The organism is Paenibacillus sp. B01 (assembly GCF_009649995.1).
GTDB lineage: Bacteria > Bacillota > Bacilli > Paenibacillales > Paenibacillaceae > Paenibacillus_O > Paenibacillus_O pasadenensis.
The window spans coordinates 4,951,830-4,973,203 of sequence record NZ_CP045802.1 but is presented as its reverse complement, the minus strand read 5'-3'; the positions used below and the strand labels follow the sequence as shown (position 1 = coordinate 4,973,203).

At 67.3% G+C, this 21,374-nt stretch carries 17 protein-coding genes; 16 read left to right on the top strand and 1 reads right to left on the bottom strand.

Annotated features, from left to right (window positions below):
• Positions 1-2 precede the first annotated feature (2 nt).
• The 15 genes from purQ (at position 3) to GE073_RS21305 (ending at position 19,665) form a co-directional block, all read left to right on the top strand.
• Positions 3-698 carry a phosphoribosylformylglycinamidine synthase subunit PurQ gene (purQ, locus tag GE073_RS21370; protein ID WP_028598682.1) on the top strand — a complete coding sequence of 232 codons (696 nt, stop codon included), beginning with the start codon at positions 3-5 and terminating at the stop codon, positions 696-698.
• Positions 676-2,925: a phosphoribosylformylglycinamidine synthase subunit PurL gene (purL, locus tag GE073_RS21365; RefSeq protein ID WP_153784291.1), complete on the top strand. Its 2,250-nt coding sequence runs from the start codon at positions 676-678 to the stop codon at positions 2,923-2,925. Before purQ ends, purL begins: the two co-directional genes overlap by 23 nt.
• Positions 2,910-4,538 carry an amidophosphoribosyltransferase gene (gene purF, locus GE073_RS21360; RefSeq protein ID WP_228551698.1) on the top strand — a complete coding sequence of 543 codons (1,629 nt, stop codon included), beginning with the start codon at positions 2,910-2,912 and terminating at the stop codon, positions 4,536-4,538. The genes purL and purF overlap by 16 nt, the downstream gene beginning before the upstream one ends.
• 29 nt (positions 4,539-4,567) lie before the next feature.
• Complete coding sequence (gene purM, locus GE073_RS21355) at positions 4,568-5,611, top strand: phosphoribosylformylglycinamidine cyclo-ligase (protein WP_153784290.1); 1,044 nt, start codon at positions 4,568-4,570, stop codon at positions 5,609-5,611.
• Positions 5,611-6,306 (top strand): phosphoribosylglycinamide formyltransferase, encoded by a 696-nt coding sequence (purN, locus tag GE073_RS21350; RefSeq protein ID WP_153784289.1) that lies wholly within the window; start codon positions 5,611-5,613, stop codon positions 6,304-6,306. The genes purM and purN overlap by 1 nt, the downstream gene beginning before the upstream one ends.
• 36 nt (positions 6,307-6,342) lie before the next feature.
• Positions 6,343-7,890: a bifunctional phosphoribosylaminoimidazolecarboxamide formyltransferase/IMP cyclohydrolase gene (purH, locus tag GE073_RS21345; RefSeq protein ID WP_101808211.1), complete on the top strand. Its 1,548-nt coding sequence runs from the start codon at positions 6,343-6,345 to the stop codon at positions 7,888-7,890.
• Positions 7,891-8,111: 221 nt separating this feature from the next.
• Positions 8,112-9,392 carry a phosphoribosylamine--glycine ligase gene (gene purD, locus GE073_RS21340; RefSeq protein WP_153784288.1) on the top strand — a complete coding sequence of 427 codons (1,281 nt, stop codon included), beginning with the start codon at positions 8,112-8,114 and terminating at the stop codon, positions 9,390-9,392.
• Positions 9,393-9,788: 396 nt separating this feature from the next.
• Positions 9,789-10,442, top strand: coding sequence for a hypothetical protein (locus tag GE073_RS25620; RefSeq protein WP_228551696.1), 654 nt, complete (start codon positions 9,789-9,791; stop codon positions 10,440-10,442).
• Complete coding sequence (locus tag GE073_RS21335; protein WP_323744209.1) at positions 10,423-11,796, top strand: carbohydrate ABC transporter permease; 1,374 nt, start codon at positions 10,423-10,425, stop codon at positions 11,794-11,796. The genes GE073_RS25620 and GE073_RS21335 overlap by 20 nt, the downstream gene beginning before the upstream one ends.
• Positions 11,793-12,686, top strand: a complete 894-nt coding sequence (locus tag GE073_RS21330) for a carbohydrate ABC transporter permease (protein WP_153784287.1) — start codon at positions 11,793-11,795, stop codon at positions 12,684-12,686. The genes GE073_RS21335 and GE073_RS21330 overlap by 4 nt, the downstream gene beginning before the upstream one ends.
• Before the next feature lie 328 nt (positions 12,687-13,014).
• Complete coding sequence (locus GE073_RS21325) at positions 13,015-14,421, top strand: ABC transporter substrate-binding protein (protein WP_153784286.1); 1,407 nt, start codon at positions 13,015-13,017, stop codon at positions 14,419-14,421.
• Between the two features lie 365 nt (positions 14,422-14,786).
• Positions 14,787-15,788, top strand: coding sequence for a polysaccharide deacetylase family protein (locus GE073_RS21320; RefSeq protein WP_052333168.1), 1,002 nt, complete (start codon positions 14,787-14,789; stop codon positions 15,786-15,788).
• A gap of 91 nt (positions 15,789-15,879) precedes the next feature.
• Entirely contained in the window at positions 15,880-17,382 is a 1,503-nt protein-coding gene (locus GE073_RS21315; RefSeq protein WP_153784285.1) for an FG-GAP repeat domain-containing protein, read from the top strand.
• Positions 17,383-17,413: 31 nt separating this feature from the next.
• Positions 17,414-18,259, top strand: coding sequence for a response regulator transcription factor (locus GE073_RS21310; RefSeq protein ID WP_153784284.1), 846 nt, complete (start codon positions 17,414-17,416; stop codon positions 18,257-18,259).
• The gene (locus GE073_RS21305; RefSeq protein WP_028598693.1) at positions 18,256-19,665 is read left to right on the top strand and encodes a sensor histidine kinase; all 1,410 of its coding nucleotides are present in this window, start codon (positions 18,256-18,258) and stop codon (positions 19,663-19,665) included. The genes GE073_RS21310 and GE073_RS21305 overlap by 4 nt, the downstream gene beginning before the upstream one ends.
• Before the next feature lie 349 nt (positions 19,666-20,014).
• Here the strand turns inward: GE073_RS21305 and GE073_RS21300 are convergent, their stop codons facing one another.
• Positions 20,015-20,359, bottom strand: a complete 345-nt coding sequence (locus GE073_RS21300; RefSeq protein WP_028598694.1) for a winged helix-turn-helix transcriptional regulator — start codon at positions 20,357-20,359, stop codon at positions 20,015-20,017.
• A gap of 182 nt (positions 20,360-20,541) precedes the next feature.
• Between GE073_RS21300 and GE073_RS21295 the strand changes: the two genes are divergently transcribed.
• Positions 20,542-21,363 carry an alpha/beta hydrolase family protein gene (locus tag GE073_RS21295; protein ID WP_153784283.1) on the top strand — a complete coding sequence of 274 codons (822 nt, stop codon included), beginning with the start codon at positions 20,542-20,544 and terminating at the stop codon, positions 21,361-21,363.
• Positions 21,364-21,374: the final 11 nt, after the last annotated feature.

Sequence of the window (21,374 nt, the reverse complement as noted above, 5' to 3'; positions counted from 1 at the left end):
GGATGAAGTTCGCCGTCATCGTTTTCCCCGGATCGAACTGCGACATCGACTGCTACAAGGCGGTCGAAGAAACGATCGGGCAGTCCGTCGACTACGTCTGGCATACCGCCACGGACCTCTCCGCCTACGACGCGATCCTCGTGCCGGGCGGCTTCTCCTACGGCGACTACCTGCGCTGCGGCGCGATCGCCCGCTTCGCTCCGGTCATGGCCGAGGTCGTCAAGGCCGCCGAGGCCGGCAAGTACGTGCTGGGCATCTGCAACGGCTTCCAGATCCTGACCGAGGCCGGCCTGCTGCCGGGCGCGCTGCTGCGCAACCGCGACCTCAAGTTCCTTTGCCACCAATCGCCGCTCGAAGTCGTCAACGCCGCCACTCCGTTCACCAACCAGTACCGCGAGGGCGAGGTCATCTCGATCCCGATCGCCCACGGCGAAGGCAACTACTACTGCGACGACGAGACGCTGGCGCGGCTGCAAAAAAACAACCAGATCGTGTTCCGCTACGCCAGCGGCGGCAACCCGAACGGCTCGGTCCACGACATCGCCGGCATCTGCAGCGAGCGCGGCAACGTTGTCGGCATGATGCCGCATCCCGAGCGGGCGGTCAGCCAGCTGCTCGGCTCCGAGGACGGCAAGCGGATGTTCACATCGATTTTGAACGCATGGAGGGAACAGCATGACGCAGCAGTCAACAGCTAAGGCGTTGGAGCCGACGGCGGAGCAGATCGCCGAGCAGAGGATCTACCAGCAGTTCGGCGTGACGGACCACGAGTACGAGCTCATCTGCGGCTTCATGGGCCGCCTGCCCAACTACACCGAGATCGGCGTCTTCAGCGTCATGTGGTCGGAGCACTGCTCCTACAAGAACTCCAAGCCGATCCTCAAGAAATTCCCGATCACCGGCCCGAAGGTGCTCATGGGACCGGGCGAGGGCGCGGGCATCGTCGACATCGGCGACAACCAGGCCGTCGTGTTCAAGATCGAGTCGCATAACCACCCGTCCGCGGTCGAGCCTTACCAGGGCGCGGCGACGGGCGTCGGCGGCATCATCCGCGACATCTTCTCGATGGGAGCGCGTCCGGTCGCGCTGCTCAACAGCCTGCGCTTCGGCCGGCTGGAGAGCGACCGCGTCAAGTATCTGTTCGAGCATGTCGTCGGCGGCATCGCCGGCTACGGCAACTGCATCGGCATCCCGACGGTCGCGGGCGAGGTCATGTTCGACGAGAGCTACGAGGGCAACCCGCTCGTCAACGCGATGTGCGTCGGCCTGATCGACCATGACAAGATCCAGCGCGGCGTCGCCAAGGGCGTCGGCAACCCGGTGTTCTACGTCGGTCCGGCGACAGGCCGCGACGGCATCCACGGCGCGACGTTCGCGTCGGTCGAGCTGTCCGAGGAGTCCGAGGAGAAGCGCACGGCTGTACAGGTCGGCGACCCGTTCATGGAAAAGCTCGTCATGGAATCGACGCTCGAGCTGATCGACTCCGGCATCGTGCTCGGCATCCAGGACATGGGCGCGGCGGGCCTCACCTGCTCCAGCGCCGAGATGGCTTCCAAGGCCGGCAACGGCCTCGAGCTGTACCTCGACGAGGTGCCGCAGCGCGAGGAAGGCATGACGCCGTACGAGATGATGCTTTCCGAGTCGCAGGAGCGCATGCTGTTCGTCGTCGCTCCGGAGCATGAGGCGCAGGCGCGCGAGATTTTCGAGCGCTGGGGCGTCATCTGCGCCAAGGTCGGCAAGGTGACCGACGACGGCCGCCTGCGGCTGTTCCACCAAGGCGAGCAGGTCGCCGACATGCCGGTCAAGGCGCTCGTGGACGAGTGCCCGGTATACAGCAAGCCTTCGCAGGAGCCGGCCTCCTATGCGGCGAGCGCGTCGATCGACACGGCCGCTTTCGAGGAGATCACGGATCTGACGGGCGCGCTCAAGGACGTGCTGGGCTCCCCGACGGTCGCGAGCAAGGAATGGGTGTACCGTCAATACGACTACATGGTGCGCACGGGCACCGCGGTGCCTCCGGGCTCGGACGCGGCCGTCGTGCTCGTGCCGGGCACGCGCAAGGCGCTGGCGATGACGACCGACTGCAACGGCCGCTACGTCTACCTCGATCCCGAGGTCGGCGGCGCGATCGCGGTCGCCGAGGCGGCGCGCAACATCGTCTGCTCCGGCGCGCAGCCGCTGGCGATCACGGACAACCTCAACTTCGGCAGCCCGGAAAAGCCGGAGGTGTTCTGGCAGCTCGAAAAGGCGGCGGACGGCATGAGCGAGGCGTGCCGCGTGCTGGAGACGCCGGTCATCGGCGGCAACGTCAGCCTGTACAACGAGAACGCCAAAGGCGCGATCTACCCGACGCCGGTCATCGGCATGGTCGGCCTGATCGACGACATCGACTACATCACGACGCAGGAGTTCAAGCAGGCCGGCGACGCGATCATCCTGCTCGGCGAGACGCGCGCCGAATTCGGCGGCAGCGAGCTGCAGCAGGTGCGCGGCGGCAAGGCGGAGGGGCGTCCCCCGGCGCTTGACCTGGCGGTCGAAAAGACGCTGCTGGACGCAGTCCAGGCGGCGATCCGCGCCGGCCTCGTCGCCTCCGCGCATGACCTGTCCGAGGGCGGCCTGGCGGCGGCGCTGGCGGAAGCGAGCTTCGGCCGCGGCCTCGGCGCGAGCGTGGACGTCGCGACGGAGCTGCGCGCCGACCACGCGCTGTTCAGCGAGTCGCAGTCGCGCATCCTGCTGAGCGCATCGCCGGAGCGCAAGGGCGAGCTGCTGGCGCTGCTCGCGGAGCGCGGCGTGCCGCATGCGGAGCTCGGCACGGTCGGCGGGGAGGAGCTGGACATCCGGGTGAACGGCCGGCCGGGCGTGCGCGCGGCGGTGTCGGAGCTGCGGAGCGTGTGGAAGGAAGCGATCCCATGCCTCATGAAGTAGCAGGCCTGGAGGTTCAGTCCGGCTCCCGCTGGGGCGAGGGCGCAGGCAGCGCCCCCGCCCTCCATGCTGACGGCACGGCGGCCTCCGGCGAGGCGCCTCCGGCGCTTGCCGCCGGGGGACGCTTCGCCGGCCCCGGCTCCGAGGAGCTGCGCGCGGTGTCGCGCGCCTGGGAGGACGCCCATTACAACGCGGGCATCGGCCGCGACGATATTTTCGACAAGCTCAAGGAAGAATGCGGCGTGTTCGGCGTGTTCGGCACGCCGGACGCCTCGTCGCTGGCGTACTACGGCCTGCACGCGCTGCAGCATCGCGGCGAGGAAAGCTCGGGCGTCTGCACGGTGGACAGCGCGACCGGCGGCTTCGCCTACCACCGCGGCATGGGCCTCGTCAAGGAAGTGTTCACGAGCGACATCCTCGCCTCGCTGCCGGGCGACCGCGCGATCGGGCATGTGCGCTACTCGACGTCCGGCGCGAGCCAGCTCGGCAACGCGCAGCCGCTTGTGTTCAAGTACCGCGACGGCGACCTGGCCGTGGCGACCAACGGCAACATCGTCAACGCGCCGTCGATCCGCCGCGAGCTGGAGAGCATGGGCTCGATCTTCCAGACGACGAGCGACACCGAGGTCATCGCCCATCTGATCGCGCGCTCGCCCAAGGACTTCGTGAGCGCGGCCCGGGACGCGCTGCGGCGCATCGTCGGCGGCTTCGCCTTCCTCATCATGACCAACGAGCGGCTGCTCGTCGCCTCCGACACGAACGGCCTGCGTCCGCTCGTCATGGGCCGGCTCGGCGACGGCTACGTGTTCGCCTCCGAGACCTGCGCGTTCGAGACGATCGGGGCCGAGTACGTGCGCGACGTGCAGCCCGGCGAGCTGCTCATCCTCGACGCGGACGGCCTGCGCGAGGAGCGCTTCGACGAGGAGGAGCGCCGCGCCAGCTGCGCGATGGAGTACATCTACTTCGCCCGGCCGGACAGCGACATCAACGAGGTCAACATCCACACGGCCCGCAAGCAGATGGGACGCCGCCTCGCGGTCGAGGCGTTCGTGGACGCGGACATCGTCGTCGGCGTGCCGGACTCCAGCATCAGCGCGGCCATCGGCTACGCCGAGCAGACGGGCATTCCGTACGAGATGGGGCTCATCAAGAACAAGTACTCCGGCCGCACGTTCATCCAGCCCTCCCAGGAGCTGCGCGAGAAAGGCGTCAAGATGAAGCTGTCGGCCGTGCGCAAGATCGTGCAGGGCAAGCGCGTCGTCATGATCGACGACTCGATCGTGCGCGGCACGACGAGCCTGCGCATCGTCAACATGCTGCGCGAGGCCGGCGCGGCCGAGGTGCATGTGCGCATCAGCTCGCCGCCGTTCGCCAACCCGTGCTACTACGGCATCGACACGCCGGACCGGCGCGAGCTGATCGCCTCGTCCAAGACGGTCGAGGAGATCCGCGAGGCGATCAACGCCGACTCGCTCTACTTCCTGAGCGCCGAGGGGCTCATCGAGTCCGCCTCGGTGCCGGGCGACAGCAAGGGCGGAGGCCTGTGCCTCGCCTGCTTCAACAACGACTACCCGACCCCGGTCGACGAAAGCTCGGACAAGAGCTGCAGCTGCTAGAAGATCAAATTGCAGGGAGTGACAGGTGAATGGCAGAGGCATACAAGCAAGCCGGCGTCGACATCGCAGCGGGCAACGAAGCGGTCGAGCGCATGAAGAAGCATGTGAAGAGGACGATCCGTCCGGAGGTGCTCGGCGGGCTGGGCGGCTTCGGCGGCCTGTTCAGCCTGGACAAGAACAAGTACGAGGAGCCGGTGCTTGTTTCGGGCACGGACGGCGTCGGCACGAAGCTCATGCTCGCCTTTGCCATGGACAAGCATGACACGATCGGCATCGACGCCGTCGCGATGTGCGTCAACGACATCATCGTGCAGGGCGCGGAGCCGCTGTTCTTCCTCGACTACCTGGCGACGGGCAAGGTCGAGCCGGAGAAGATCGAGCAGATCGTGGCCGGCATCGCCGAAGGCTGCGTGCAGGCGGGCTGCGCCCTGATCGGCGGCGAGACGGCCGAGATGCCGGGCATGTACACGCCGGAGGAGTATGACATCGGCGGCTTCACGGTCGGCGTCGTCGACCGCGCCAAGATGATCGACGGCAGCGCGATCGCTCCGGGCGACGCGGTCATCGGCCTGGCGTCGAGCGGCATCCACAGCAACGGCTACTCGCTCGTGCGGCGCCTGCTGCTGGAGCAGGCCGGCTACGGCCTGCAGGACGAGCTGGCGGAGCTCGGCGGCAAGCGCCTCGGCGACGTGCTGCTCGAGCCGACGCGCATCTACGTCAAGCCGGCGCTGGAGCTGATCGGCAAGGTGCAGGTGAAGGGCATGGCCCACATCACCGGCGGCGGCTTCATCGAGAACATCCCTCGCGTGCTGCCCGAAGGCGTGAACGTCGAGGTGGCCTTCGGCAGCTGGCCGATCCAGCCGATCTTCAAGCTGCTGCAGGACAAAGGCTCGATCACGAACCGCGACATGTTCACGACGTTCAACATGGGCATCGGCCTCGTCGTCGTCGTGCCGGCGGACGAGGCGGAAGCGGCGCTCGCCGCGCTCGCGGAGCTCGGCGAGCAGGCGTACCGCATCGGCGCCGTCACGGAGGGCAGCCGCATCGTCACCTTCACGGGGGCGGACGTCTGATGGCCGAGCAGCTGCGCTTCGATCTAGGGGACGGAGACCGGACGGGCGGGCAGCTGCGCGTCGCCGTCTTCGCCTCCGGCCAGGGCAGCAACTTCCAGGCGCTGGCGGACGCGGCGGCGGACGGGAAGCTCGGAGGCTCCATCGAGCTTCTCGTCTGCGACCGGGCGGAGGCGCCCGTCGTCGGGCGCGCCCGACGCGCCGGCATCGACGCCTGGGTGTTCGATCCAAAGGCGTACGCCTCGCGCGAGGCCTACGAAGGCGAGATCCTCGCCGAGCTGCAGCGGCGGGGCGTCGGCCTCGTCGTGCTGGCGGGCTACATGCGCATCCTGACGCCGGTGCTCGTCGACGCCTACGCCGGGCGGATGATCAACATCCACCCGTCGCTGCTGCCGGCATTCCCCGGCATGCATGCGATCCGGCAGGCGCTGAACTATGGCGTCAAGGTGACCGGCGTCACGATCCATTTCGTCGACGGCGGCCTCGACAGCGGACCGATCATCGCGCAGCGGGCGCTGGAGATCGGCGAGGGCGAGAGCGAGGCCTCGCTCGCCGAGCGCATCCACGCCGCCGAGAACGCGCTCTACCCGTGGGCGGTGCGCGGCTTCGCCGAGGGGCGGATCTCGCTTGACGGCCGCCGCGCGCTCGTCTCCGCCGACGCAGGAGCCGGAGCGGACGACGATTCGGCGGACAAGTAGCATTCATCGATCCATTTTCATACAGGAGGGGACAACGTGGCTATTCGCAGGGCGCTAATCAGCGTATCGGACAAGACGGGCATCGTTGCATTCGCGAGGGAGCTGGCGGACGCCGGCGTGCAGATCATCTCCACGGGAGGCACGCACGGCCTGCTCGAGAAGGAAGGCATCCCGGTCATCGGCATCTCCGAGGTGACGGGCTTCCCGGAAATCATGGACGGCCGCGTCAAGACGCTGCATCCGGCCGTGCACAGCGGGCTGCTCGCCGTGCGCGACAACGAGGAGCATCAGCGCGCGATCCGCGAGCTGGGCCTCGACTACATCGACCTCGTCGTCGTCAACCTGTACCCGTTCGCGGCGACGATCGCCAAGCCCGACGTGACGTACGAGGACGCGATCGAGAACATCGACATCGGCGGTCCGACGATGCTGCGCTCCGCGGCCAAAAACCACGCGTTCGTCACCGTCGTCGTCGACGCCGCCGACTACGAGGGCGTGCTGAGCGAGATCAAGCAGGACGGCGACACGACGCTCGACACGCGTAAGCGCCTCGCGGCCAAGGTGTTCCGCCACACCGGCGCGTACGACGCGCTCATCGGCGACTATCTGTCCAAGCTCGGCGGCGACCCGCTGCCGGAGCGCTACACGGTCACGTATGAAAAGGTGCAGGATCTGCGCTACGGCGAAAACCCGCATCAGCGCGCCGCCTTCTACCGCCGTCCGCTGGCGGAGGCGGGCAACGTCACCACCGCCGAGCAGCTGCACGGCAAGGAGCTCAGCTACAACAACATCAACGACGCCAACGCGGCGCTCGCCATCGTCAAGGAGTTCAGCGAGCCGGCCGTCGTCGCCGTCAAGCATATGAACCCTTGCGGAGTCGGCGTCGGCGCCGACATCCATGAAGCGTACCAGAAAGCCTACGCGGCCGATCCGACGTCGATCTTCGGCGGCATCGTCGCGGCCAACCGTACGATCGGCGCGGAGACGGCGACGCTCCTTTCGGAGATTTTCCTGGAGATCATCCTCGCGCCGGACTTCACGCCGGAGGCGCTGGACATCCTCAGCCGCAAGAAGAACATCCGCCTGCTGCGCACCGGCGAGCTCGCAGCGGCCGCCGGCCGCAAGAGCGACTGGGTCGTGACGAGCGTCGAGGGCGGCATGGTCGTGCAGGAGAGCGACGTGCACAGCATCTCCGAAGCCGACCTGAAGGTCGTAACCGAGCGCCAGCCGACGGCCGAGGAGATGAAGCAGCTGCTGTTCGGCTGGAAGGTCGTCAAGCATGTGAAGTCGAACGCGATCCTGCTGGCCAAGGACGACATGACCGTCGGCGTCGGCGCCGGCCAGATGAACCGCGTCGGCGCGGCCCGCATCGCCATCGAGCAGGCGGGAGAGCAGGCCAAGGGGGCGGCGCTCGCTTCGGACGCGTTTTTCCCGATGGGCGATACGGTCGAGCTCGCGGCCAAGGCCGGCATCACCGCGATCATCCAGCCGGGCGGCTCGATCAAGGACGAGGAGTCGATCCGGGCGGCCAACGAGCACGGCATCGCGATGGTGTTCACCGGCGTGCGCCACTTCAAGCATTAGGGCGGCAAGGCTCGGCCAGGCTCGGCCAGGCTAAGCAAGCTTGGCAAGTCTAAGCAAAGCTCGGCCAGGCTCGGCCAGGCCGACCAGGTTCAGCTAAGGCAGCTTGGCCGACTAAGGCGGCCAGGCCGGCAAGGGCGCTTCGGCGCCCTTTTCGTTTGGCTGAGGGAACGATTTGCGCTTGAGCCTAGTCCAGTCCACTTCATTTCAAGGAGGAGTTTCCATTGCGTATTCTGGTCATCGGCGGCGGAGGCCGCGAGCATGCGATCGTCTGGTCGCTGGCCAAAAGCCCGAAAGTGAGCGAGCTGCTCTGCGCCCCCGGCAACGCCGGCATCGCGGAGCTGGCCGAATGCGTGCCGATCGCGGTCGACCGCTTCGACGATCTCGTGCAGCTGGCGCGGGAGCGCGAGATCGACCTCGTCTTCGTCGGCCCGGACGACCCGCTGGCGGCGGGCATCGTCGACGCGTTCCAGGACGCGGGCATCCCGGCGTTCGGCCCGGACCGCAAGGCGGCGGAGATCGAGGGCAGCAAGATCTTCATGAAGGACCTGCTCCGCAAATACGACATTCCGACGGCCCGCTACGAGTCGTTCACCGACTTCGAGGCGGCGCTCGCCTACCTGCGGACGCAGCAGGCGCCGATCGTCGTCAAGGCCGACGGGCTCGCTGCGGGCAAGGGCGTCACCGTCGCGGCGACGCTGGAGGAAGCCGAGGAGGCGCTGCGCGGCATGATGCTCGGCGGCGTGTTCGGCGCTTCGGGCAGCCAGGTCGTCATCGAGGAGTTCATGACCGGCGAGGAGATGAGCATCCTCGCCTTCGTCGACGGCGAGACGGTGCGGGCGATGGTGCCGGCGCAGGACCACAAGCCGATCTTCGACGGGGACAAAGGGCCGAACACCGGCGGCATGGGCACGTACTCGCCGCTGCCGCATCTGTCCGAGGCGCTCGTGAACGACGCCATCGCGACCATCATCGAGCCGACCGCGCGCGCGATGGTCGCCGAGGGCCGGCCTTTTCGCGGCGTGCTGTTCGCCGGCCTCATGCTGACGCCGGACGGCGTCAAGACGGTCGAGTTCAACGCCCGCATGGGCGATCCGGAGACGCAGGTCGTGCTGCCGCGCCTCGAGACGGACCTGCTCGACATCGTGCTCGCCGCGATGGACGGCCGCCTGGCCGACATCGAGATCAAGTGGAAGGACGAGGCCGCCGTCTGCGTCATCGCCGCGAGCGAGGGCTACCCGGGCTCCTATCCGAAAGGCCGGCCGATCTCCGGGCTGGAGGCGGCCAAGGAGGCGGGCGCGCTCGTCTTCCACGCCGGCACGGCGGAGAAGGACGGCGAGATCGTGACGAGCGGCGGCCGCGTGCTCGGCATCGTCGGCCTCGGCCGCGACATCGCCGAGGCGCGGGAGCGCGCGTACGAGGCGGCGGACCGGATCTCGTTCGAAGGCATGCAGCGCCGCAGCGACATCGCCATGAAGGCGCTCAAGGCGGCCGGGCAGGCGTAAGCCCGGCGACCGCGCGGGCGCAAGTCGTCCGGCGGCCGAGCATGCAGCGGTCGGAAGGGCTCGCGCGGCAGAGCAGCGTAAGCCGCCCGGCGGCCGAGCGTGCAGCAGTGGTCGGAAGGGCTCGCGCGGCAGAGCAGCGTAAGCCGCCCGGCGGCCGAGCGGGCGAGCCAGCTCGCTGCTTGCTCCCGCCCGTAGCCTGCTGCCAGCTGTATCTCGCTGCCCGACACTCGTGTTGTCTGCCGCCCGCTGCCAGTTGTATCTCGCTGCCCGACACCCGTGTTGGCTGCCGTCCGCTGCCAGTTGTATCTCGCTGCCCGACACCCGTGTTGGCTGCCGCCCGCTGCCAGTTGTCGGCAGTCGCGCCTGCCTGCTCTCGCATGGGAGAAGCGCGGGCGGGTGCTGCAGTTGGATTCCGGGAGTGAAAGCCAGAACCAAGGCACATTTCTGCCTTGGATTGGCTCAATCGGCCCTGGAAGCCGGAACCAAGGCACATTTCTGCCTTGGATCGGTTCAATCGGCCCGGAAAGCCAGAATCAAGGCACATTTCTGCCTTGGATTGGCTCAATCGGCCCGGGGAGCCGGAACCAAGGCACATTTCTGCCTTGGATTGGCTCAATCGGCCCGGGGAGCCGAAACCAAGGCACATTTCTGCCTTGGATCGGCCCAATCGGCCCGGAGAGCCTGAACCAAGGCCCATTTCTGCCTTGGATCGGCAACTACCGGCTACAGCTGGCTCCAAAAGCGTTCCTCTACCTGAATCGGGTGGAGGAACGCTTTTTTTCTTCTGAGAATCCGTCAAGGCGCTTCCAAGAAGCCGGTGATTCGTTTAGCGAGAGTGTGTTCCCCCGCTTCTATAATGCTGCGGGAACACGCTGGCGGATTGTTTCATCCCTATATGAAAGCGATGACATATTTTTTTATCTTCATAATATCCTGACAAAGGGAAAACAAATCTTCCTTATCGTAGGAGAAGCGAGCCCGAACCGGCCCGCAAGGCCGACTATTCGACAAAGGCGGTGGACAACCTTCCATGAGCACCTCACCTGTTGACCGATCCCGGCCGCAGCACCGGACCGAGCCTCGCGCGACACCCGCCGCGTCCGACGCCACCGCTGCCGAGCACCACGCTGCCGCCGTTGCCGAGCACCACGCTGCGTCCGTCGCCACCGCTGCCGAGCACCACGCCGCGCCTGAAGCCGTCGCCGCCGCTGCCGAGCACCGCGCCGCGTCCGACGCCACCGCTGCCGAGCACCACGCCGCGCCTGAAGCCGACGCCACTGCTGCCGAGCACCACGCCGCGCCCGAAGCCGTCGCCACCGCTGCCGAGCACCGCGCCGCATCTGATGCCACCGCTGCCGAGCACCACGCCGCGCCCGAAGCCGTCGCTGCCGAGCACCGCGCCGCATCTGATGCCGCCGCTGCCGAGCACCGCGCCGCGTCCGGCGCGCCCCATCTCGCCCTGTCCGGCGCATCCAGCCATCTGGCATCCGGCGCGGCCAGCCCGCGCGGCGCGGCGCGCTCCGCCCGGCTCCGCCGCTGGCGCGAGCAGGCGCTCGGCTATGCGTTCCTCGCGCCGTCGCTCGCCGTGTTCGCCGTGTTTCTTTTCTACCCGATGATCCGCTCCGTCTATCTCAGCTTCCAGCTCACCGACCCGCGCGGCCGCGTCGCCGCCTATGCGGGCTGGGACAACTATACCGGCATGCTGCAATCGTCCGCGTTCTGGAACAGCCTGCTCGTCACGCTCAAGTTCACGCTGCTGACCGTACCGGCCGGCCTCGCGCTCGGCCTGCTCTGCGCCAGCCTCGTCCACTCGGCGGGGCGGGGGAGGAGCGCGCTGCGCTTCCTGTTCTCGCTGCCGCTGGCGATGTCCGTCAGCACGGCCTCCATCATCTGGATGATCCTCTACCACCCGTCGCTCGGCATGCTCAACTGGCTGCTGCTGCAGCTCGGCCTCGGCCCCGTGCAGTGGCTGACCGATCCCGGCAGCGCGCTCGGCTCCGTCTCGCTCATGACCGTGTGGATGAACTCGGGCTTCCCGTTCGTGCTGCTGCTGGCGGCGATCCAGGGGCTGGACGGCGACGTGCTGGACAGCGCCCGCATCGACGGGGCTTCCGGCTGGCGCACGTTCGTGTCGGTCAAGCTGCCGCTGCTGTCGCCGACGCTCTTTTTCCTCGCGGTCGTGTCAGTCATGAGCGCGTTCCAGTCGTTCGGGCAGATCCACATCCTGACCAAGGGCGGACCGGCGGGCTCCACGGACGTGCTAGTCTACTCCATCTACCGCGAAGCGTTCGTCAACTACCAGTTCGGCACGGGCAGCGCGCTGGCGATCGTGCTGTTCGCGATCATGCTGCTGCTGACGCTCCTCCAGTTCCTCGTTCTCGGAAAGAAGGTGCATTACCAATGAGCGCCGCGTCTCCTTCTCCCGTCGAGCCGGCGGCCCGAGCCGCCGCAAGCGCCTTGCCGTCCGCCGCTTCCCGCCGCCTCGTCGTCTCCGCGCTGCGCTTCGTCCTGACCGCCGCGCTCGCGCTGCTGACCGTCGGTCCGCTGCTCTACCTGCTGGCGCAGATCTTCATGACTCCGGCGGAGGCGTCGATGTACCCGCCGCGGCTGCTGCCGTCCGGGCTCGACACGTCCAGCCTGCGCCAGGCGATCGAGACGGTGCCGATCTTCGGCTTCATCGCCAACAGCTTCGTGCTCGCCAGCGCGGTCACCGCGCTGCAGGTGCTATCGGCGGCGCTTGCCGCCTACGCGTTCGTCTACGTGCGCTTCGCCGGCAGCCGCTTCTGGTTCGCGCTGTTCATCAGCACGATGATGATTCCATGGGAGGTGACGATCATCCCCAACTACCTCACGGTCAAAAGCTGGGGCTGGCTCGACACGTTCCCGGGCCTGATCGTCCCGTTCGCGGCGTCGGCGTTCGGCGTGTTCCTGCTGCGGCAGTTCTTCCTGCAGCTGCCGCGGGAGCTGTTCGAGGCGGCGCGCATCGACGGCTGCGGCCATGTGCGCCACTTCCTGTCCGTCGTGCTGCCGCTCTCCGGTCCGGCCGCCGCCTCGCTCGGCGTGTACGTGTTCCTGAACGGCTGGAACATGTACCTGTGGCCGCTGCTCGTGACGAGCAGCGACGCGATGCGCACGGTGCAGATCGGCATCGCGATGCTGCAGTTCGAGGAGATGACGAGCTGGAACCTCGTGCTGTGCGGCGTCGCGCTCGTGCTCGTGCCGTCGCTGGTGCTGCTCGCGCTCGGCCTGCGGCCGCTCGTGCGCGGCATCACCGCCGGAGCGGTGAAGGGCTGAGCGGCCAAGGGCTTGCCTAGGCAGGCGCAGCCGGGGCCGATGCGGCCTGCGGGCCGTCTGCCCTGTCCTGCGGCCGTCTGCCCTGTCCTGCGGGCCGTCTGCCCTGTCCTGCGGGCCGTCTGGTCTGCCCTGGCCGTCTGGTCTGCCCTGTCCTGCGGCCGTCTCCGACATGGCTGAAGGCCGTCGTCGATGCCGGGGCCTGCCTTGCGCAGCCCCGCGAACCGCGCTGTGCGAGCGTGGAACCTTTTGCAGGCGTCCGCCCCTCGGGGCTTGCCATAGCGTCATCTGCCATCCGATCATTTCAACGAAAAAGGGAGAGATTGCACACATGGTCATCCGCAATTGGAAATGGGCGCTGCCGGCCGCGGCGGCGATGCTGATCCTGCCACTGTCCGCCTGCGCGGGCAATCCGGACACGAACAACGGCGGCGCGGCTTCGTCCGAACCGAGCACGACGGCCTCGCCGTCCTCGTCTCCGGCCGGAGGAGAAGCGTCGAAGGCGCCGGTGAAGGTCGTCTGGTGGCACTCGATGAGCGGCGAGCTCGGCAAGGCCGCGGACGCGCTCGTCAGCGGCTTCAACTCCACCCATCCGGACGTGCAGGTCGAGGCGGTGTTCCAGGGGACGTACGACGAGAGCCTCAACAAGATGAAGGCGTCGATGGACTCCAAGTCCGGCCCGTCGCTCATCCAGGTGTACGAGATCGGCTCCCGCTTCATGATCGACTCCGGCGCAGTGACGCCGGTGCAGCAGTTCATCGACGCCGAGGGCTACGACGTCGGCTCGCTCGAGCCGAACATCCGCGGGTACTACACGTTCGGCGGCAAGCAGTATTCGATGCCTTTCAACACGTCCAACCCGATCCTGTACTACAACAAGGATCTGTTCAAGGCCGCCGGGCTCGATCCGGAAAAGCCGCCGGCCACGTACCAGGAAGTCGCCGACGCCGCAAAGGCGCTCACCAAGGACGGCGTGACCGGCGCCTCGTTCGCGATCTACGGCTGGTTCATGGAGCAGCTGCTCGCCGCCCAAGGCAAGGAGCTCGTCAACAACGGCAACGGCCGCGACAGCGCCGCCACCGAGTCGCTCGTGAACCAGGAGGCGGCGGTGCAGACGCTGGAATGGTGGAAAGGGCTCGTCGACGCCAAGACCGCGCTCAACCTCGGCCGCAAGACCGACGACACGAAAAAGGCGTTCCTCGCCGGCCAAGTGGCGATGACGCTGGATTCCACGGCGGGCCTGCGCGGCATCGTCGACGGCGCGGCAGGCAAGTTCGAGGTCGGCACGGCGTTCCTGCCGCGGCCATCCGCCGATGCCGAGGGCGGAGTCGTCGTCGGCGGCGCGAGCCTGTGGGTGCTGAACAACAAGCCGGCCGAGGAGCAGCAGGCCGCATGGGAATTCATCAAGTACCTGGCTGAGCCGGCGACGCAGGCCCAGTGGCACATCAACACCGGCTACTTCCCGATCACGACCAAGGCGTACGACGAGCAGGTCGTCAAAGACAACCTCGTCAAGTACCCGCAGTTCCAGACCGCCGTCGACCAGCTGCACGCCTCCAAGCCGAGCACGGCGAGCCAAGGCGCGGTCATGGGCGTGTTCCCGGAGGCGCGCCAGCTCGTCGAGGCCGCGATCGAGGAAGCGTTCACCGGCAAGAAGGACGTCAAGGCCGCGCTGGACGACGCCGCCAAGCAGATCACGGACAAGATCGCCGTCTATAACAAGACCGTCTCGAAGTAAGGGACGCTTTTGAACCAGCCAGCTCGATACAAGGCTCTGACCGCCGGGATGATTCCGGCGCGTCAGGGCTTTTTTCATCCTGGCCGGAAACGAACAGGGGAGGCGCTGCGGCCGAGCCGCTCCAAGTCCGTTTTCGCCCCTCGATTGGCGGATCGGCAAAAAACGGGCTCGCTCCGCTGCAACTTAACCAGGCACCCGCTCCGTCTGAGGTGTTACCGGATTGTAACTCCTTGACGATTTTTGTCCGGTACGATAAAGCTATCTTACTAGAGTTAGGAGCACCTCAGATGAACCCGATTTGTCTTTTCTTGTCGAAAAACGTCTCAAAACGCAGCCAGGCTGCGAATGATAGAAGTAGAAAGCATTTGCGAAAACCGGCGGGCGCCGCTGTCCGCCGACGCGCGCCGCAGGCGGCTGCGCTCGCGGCGCTGACCGCGCTCGCGCTGGCGGCCGGCGGCTGCGGCAGCGCCGACCATGTCGAAGCCGGCGGCTTCCAGCCGTCCGCCTCGGCCTCGCCCGGCGCTAGCTCGCCATCGGCTTCACCTGACGCCGGCGCGACGCAGCCCGGCGCCGGCGCGCCGACGGCGATCCCGGCCACAGCCTCGCCTTCGCCGCATCCGTCGGCCTCGTCCGGCCCCAAATCGCCGCATCCGTCGCCGACGGCTTCGCCGCATCCGTCTCCGTCCGAGCGGCCGCACACCGTGACCGGCGACACGTACGAGAAGCCGCCGCTCCAGGCGCAGGCCGGCCCGCTGGCCGAGCCGAACGACGGCCGCGCGCATACGGCCAAGCTGGAGAAAGGGGCCAAGGCGGTCGCCCTGACGTTCGACGACGGGCCGGATGCGGCCACGACGGTCAAGATTCTCGACATTCTCCGGAAAGAGAAGGTCAAGGCGACCTTTTTCGTCGTCGGCACGCAAGTGAAGAAATACCCCGAGGTCATGCAGCGCATCGTGGACGAAGGCCACGCGCTCGGCAACCATACGACGCATCATCCCGACCTCTCAAAAACAGGAAAGACAAAGATCCTGCAAGAAATCAAGGATAATGATACACTTATTCAAAAAGCCGTCGGCATCACGCCGACGATGTTCCGTCCGCCGTACGGCGCGACGTCCGCGGAGCTGAAAGCGATCCTGAGCGAGGGCGGCCGCACGGAGGTGCTCTGGAACGTGGACACGAGAGACTGGGCGGGCACGTCGGTCAAGACGATGAGGGCGAACGTCGCCAAGCACGCGAAGCCCGGCAGCATCATCCTCATGCATTCCTTCGGCAGCAAGCTGCATACGGCGGAGCTGCTGCCGCTCATCATCCATGATCTCAAGACCGCGGGCTACCGCTTCGTGACGCCGGACCAGCTCGGCTGAGCGGCGCCGCCGCAGGCGGTCCTCGAAGCGGCGCCGGCCCGGACGGCGGCATCATCCAGACGACGGAGGCAAAGGAGGGGCGGAAACGAACGTGAGCAACAGCTGCAATCGCATCAATCGAACGAGCCGTCCGCCCCGCAGCGGCGCCCGCAAGCCGCTGCGGCTGCTCGCGCTGCTCGGAGCCTGCGCGCTCGCGCTCTCCGGCTGCCGCTATACGGCCGCGCCTGCCGATCTGCTGGGACCGCCGATGGAGGCGCCCCAGGCCGGAGGCGCCAGCTCCAGCCTCAAGCAGCTGCTGCCTGCAGGCGGCTCGCTGTCGCTGCCGACGCGCGAGCGGCAGCCGGAGGCGATCCGCTCCATCGACCTCGACGGCGACGGCTCGCCCGAGGCCGTCCTGACGTACAGCGACGCATACGGCAGCTCGCGCATCCTGATCGCCCGGCAGGAGGCCGGCGAATGGAAGACGTGGGCGGTGCTCCGCTCCGCGATGGGGACAAGCCTCGAGTGGCTGAGCTTCGTGGACATGAACGGGGACAAGCAGCCGGAAATCATCGCGGGCTGGCTCGTCAGGCAGCCCGGCAACAGCCTGACCTGGCAGCAGTACGAGGTGCAGGTCTACTCGGCTTCGGACCCTCTCTTCGAGGAATCGGAGGAAGGAAGGCTGCTGAAGCCGGTCGCGGAGCTCGGCTATGAGGCTGGAGATACGGGCGATGTCGACGGAGACGGGCGCCAGGAGCTCGTGCTCGTGCGCCGGCCGGGAAGCCCGAACGAGCCGATGCTGGAGGTATACCGGTTCGCGAACGGGAGACTGGACCGCGCCGCGACGCTGCCGCTCGAGGCGGATGCGACGCTGTACGAGCGGCTGGCGATCGGCCGCATCGCCAAGGACCGGTTCGGCGTCATCGCCGAGGCGGGCGCGGGCGCGCATTCGTCGCTGACGCTCATGGCCGGATGGTACGACGACGGCCTGGAGCAGGTGTATCCGCCGGTCGAGGAGCCGGATCTCGGCTTCAACATGAGCCCGGTGCTCAACACCGACATCAACGGCGACGGCATCCTCGAGTGGAGCCGCCAGGTGGAGGCGCCGGGCCAGCCCGAGGGCACGCCTTATTCGGATCTGATCACGTACACCGAATGGACCCAGTGGAGCGGGCTGCGGCCCCAGGATCCGGGCTTCGTCCGCAAGGACATGTTTCTGCCGGTCACGCTGGAATACAACGACTTCAGCTCTGGCGTCTCCGTGCAGATCCCGTCCCGCTGGAGAGGACAGTTCACGCTGTCGCGACCCGTCGAGGAGCCGGAAGCGATCATTCAGCTCGACTACTACAACGCCAAGAGCGGGGCGATCGCGCCGCTCTGGACGCTGTACGGCATCCCGATCAAGGAGTGGGGGAGCTGGTCCGCCGCCATGGAAGGGAAGGGACGCAAGCCGGCGAATCTGCGCACGGCGGGCGGCTATGTCTATGCGGCGATCGAGGAGCCCAAGCCGAAGGCGGAGGACGGATGGTCGGACACCGACCTCAACCGCTACGACGCGATGAGGCTGACGGGCGAGCAGCTCGCCTCGTCGGTGCGGCTGCAGCCGGCCGATTGAAGACGACGGAACGGAAAGGGGGATGAAGGCGGTGAAGATCCTGCTGGTAGAGGACGAAGAGGCGATCCGCGGCTTCGTGAGGATCAATCTGAAGCGCGCGGACATGGAGCCGGTCGAGGCCGGCAGCGCCGAGCAGGCGCTGCGGCTCGTCGCGGAGCAGGGCCCGCCGGACATCGCCCTGCTGGACATCATGCTGCCGGGGCTTTCCGGGCTCGAGCTCTGCTCGGCGCTGCGCGAGGCCTATCCGGAGATGGGCATCATCATGCTCACGGCCAAGTCGCAGGAGCAGGACAAGATCGAGGCGCTGGAGCTCGGCGCGGACGACTACATCCAAAAGCCGTTCAGCCCCGGCGAGCTGATGGCGCGGATCCGCTCGCTGCAGCGGCGCATGAACATCGGCGCTTGGCGCGGCCCGGCTCCTGCGGCTGTCGCGGCTCCGGAGGCCGAGGGCGAAGCGGCGGCCGCGCGGACGGCGGCCATGCCGGCTCCGGCGGAGGCGGAGGCGCATGGAGCGCCGGCTCCATCCGCGGCTGCGCCTGCCCCGGCTTCCGTCCCCGCCTCGGCGGCTGTCCGCAGCGGCGAGCCGTTCCGGCTGGCGCCCGGCGACCGCCGCCTCTGGAAGCATGATCGGGAGATCGTGCTGACGCCGACCGAATGGTCGCTCGTCAAGCTGCTGCTGGAGCGGCGCGGGCAGAGCGTCAGCCGCGATGAAATTTTAAGCGAGGTGTGGGGGAGGTACTACGTCGGCGACCTCAAGGTCGTCGACGTCAACATCCGGCGCATCCGCCAAAAGGTCGAGGACGATCCGTCCGAGCCGGCGATCATCGAGACGGTATGGGGGTTCGGCTACCGGTGGAACAGGAGCGATCCGGGATGAGGAGCCTGCGGACCAAGATGGTGTTCAGCTATTTGCTGCTCGTCTTTCTGACCGTCGTCGTGCTCGGCGGCATGTTCCTGACGCTCATCTGGAACTACTACTACGGCAGCGCCTCGAGCGCGATGAAGCAGCGCGTGGCCACCTCGATGTCGCTGCATGCGCGCGCGATGCAGTGGATGTCGGCCAACGAGCGGGCGAGCTACATGCTGCAGAGCATGAGCGAGGCGGACACCCGCATCCAGCTGCTGCAGCCCGACGGCATGATGTTCCTCGACTCCAACGGCTTCAGCGACAACCGCACGATCCGCACGCCCGATGTTGTGCGGGCCGCCGAAGGCGACACGAGCGCCTGGATCGGCAAGGACGAGACGAGCGGCGAGCGCATCGTCGCCGCCTCCGCGCCGCTGCTCCGCGAGGGCAGGATCATCTCGGTCGTCCGCTATTCGGCCGCGCTCGGCGAGGTCGACCGCATGGTGACGCTGCTGATCCGCATGACGCTGCTGACCGGCGCGGCCGTCATCCTGCTGTTCCTTGCGCTCAGCATGTGGATGGCGGGCCGCATCGTCCGGCCGCTGCGCGAGCTGACGCGCCGGGCGCGCCATATGGCGGCCGGCGACTGGCAGCTCGGCATGAGCGGCCAGCGCGGGCGGGACGAGATCGGCCAGCTGTCCGATACGCTGCATACGCTGGCGGTGGAGCTCAACAAGCGGGAGAAGCTCAAGAACGACTTCATCTCGTCCGTCTCGCATGAGCTGCGCACGCCGCTCACCTCCATCAAAGGCTGGAGCGAGACGCTCGCCGATCCCGGCTCCCGCCGCGAGGAGGTGCAGGAAGGGCTCGGCATCATCGCCCGCGAGACGGAGCGGCTGACCGGGCTCGTGGAGGATCTGCTGGATTTCTCCAACCTCAGCTCCGGCAGCATGGACCTCCATCTGGAGGAGCTGGATCTGAACCTGCCCGTCCGGGAATGCGTCACGCAGCAGGCCGTTCGGCAGGAAGAGACCGGCGTGCGGCTGCTGAGCCTGCTCGAGCCGGCGCCGCTGCTCGTGCGGGGCGACCCGAACCGGCTGCGCCAGGTGCTGATCAATCTGATCGACAACGCCTTCAAGTTCACGCCGGAGGGCGGCTCGATCCGCGTCAGCGCGCATCGCGAGGGAGCGGAGGCGGTGCTGCTCGTCGCCGACAGCGGCGTCGGCATCGCGCCCGAGGATCTGCCCCATGTGACGGACAAATTTTACAAAGGGCTGTCCGCCCGTCCCGGCAGCGGCCTCGGACTCGCCATCTGCAAGGAGATCGCGGAGCAGCACGGAGGCTCTCTGCATATCGGCAGCGAGCCTGGAGCCGGCACGACGGCCGAGCTGCGCCTGCCTTTGATCGACGGCTCCGGCCCGCTCCTGCCGGGCTGATCCCGGCAGGCTCGGCTATTCCTTGTAGAACAGCGCCTTTCGATTGACGAGCACGAACACGCAAGCGACGATGAGAGCGGCCGCGATCATCGCGGATACCCAGTGGCGGACGAGCCAGCCGAGCAAAGCGTCCATCGGGATTCCTCCTTCAACGTTCGTTTGTTCTCTCTACCGCTAGTATGGACCGGCGCCGCCGTTCCATGCGAGAGACGCGCGAAAAGGGCCGTCCTCCACGTCGTTGTCGACGCGGAGGACGGCCCTTTTCGGACAGTGCGATCGCCTGGGCGAGCCGTGCCCGCGATGCGGGCACGGGCTGGCGGGTACGGGTTGGCGGCCGGAGGCAGCCGGATCAGGACTCGGCCGGGTCGGGAGATGAGGCGGGCAGCCAGTCCTGCGACCAGCGGGCGATCTCGCTGACGATCGGCTCCAGCGCGCGTCCTTTGTCCGTCAGCGAATATTCGATGCGCACGGGCATCTCGGGATAGACGGTCCGCAGCACGACGCCCTCGGCCTCGAGCTCCTTGAGCCGTTCGGCAAGCATCTTGCCGCTCAGCCCCGGCAGCGAGTCCTCGATGCGGGCGAACCGCTGCGGTCCCGCGAGCAGCTTGTAGACGATCAGCGTCGTCCACCGCTTGCTGAGCAGGTCGACGGCTTTTTCGAAGCGCGGGCAGAGCTCCATGTCCAGTCGGGACATTCCATCACCTCATTCGAATTCTTCTCATTATACTGCTGTTACACCTCCGTCACAAACGGCAAACAAGAAGAGCGATTGACAATCGAACGAGAACGATGGTAAGCTGAAGACATCTAAACCCGATTAAACAGGTTGGAATAATATATGATTAATAAACGAACCCGCAAAGGATGGATCGATCGATGGAAAAACAACTGATTCTGCGCCATGAAGGGCTGGAGCTCACCGCCACGCTGCATTATCCTGCCGCGTCCGCGGCCGACGAGCGCGAGCGGCAGCCCGTCGTCGTCATCTGCCACGGCTTCATCGGCAGCCGGATCGGCGTCGACCGTCTGTTCGTCAAGACCGCCCGGGCGCTGGCCGCCCAGGGATCGTTCGTCCTGCGCTTCGACTACGGCGGCTGCGGCGAGAGCAGCGGCAGCTACGGGGCGCTCGGCTTCGACTCGATGATCGGCCAGACGAGGGCCGCGCTCGACTACGTGCTGGCGATGGACTGCGTCGATCCGCAGCGGGTGACGCTGCTCGGCCACAGCCTGGGCGGAGCGGTCGCCCTCCATGCCGCGGTCAAGGACAAGCGCGTCAACCGGCTCATCCTCTGGTCGGCCGTCGGCTATCCATTCAACGACATCGTCCGGCTGGTCGGCCGCAGCGGGTACGACGAGGCCGTGCTCAAGGGCTCGACCGACCACGCAGGCTACACGCTGGAGCCGAAGTTCTTCGACTCGCTGCAGCAGCATCAGCCGTTCCAGGCGGCGGTGCGCTTCGGCGGCGACGTGCTGCTCGTGCACGGCACGAGCGACGACGTCATCCCGGCCGATTACAGCTTCCTGTACCAAAAGGTGTTCTGGACGCGCGGCGACGGCCTGTGCGACAAGGAGATCCTGTTCCAGGCGGACCACACCTACTCGACCCGCGCGCATCAGGAAGAGGCGATCCGCGTCACCGTCGACTGGCTCGCCAAGCTGGAGAAGCGGCATGAGCAGTGGCTCGACTGGAGCATCTGAGCGGCTAGGGC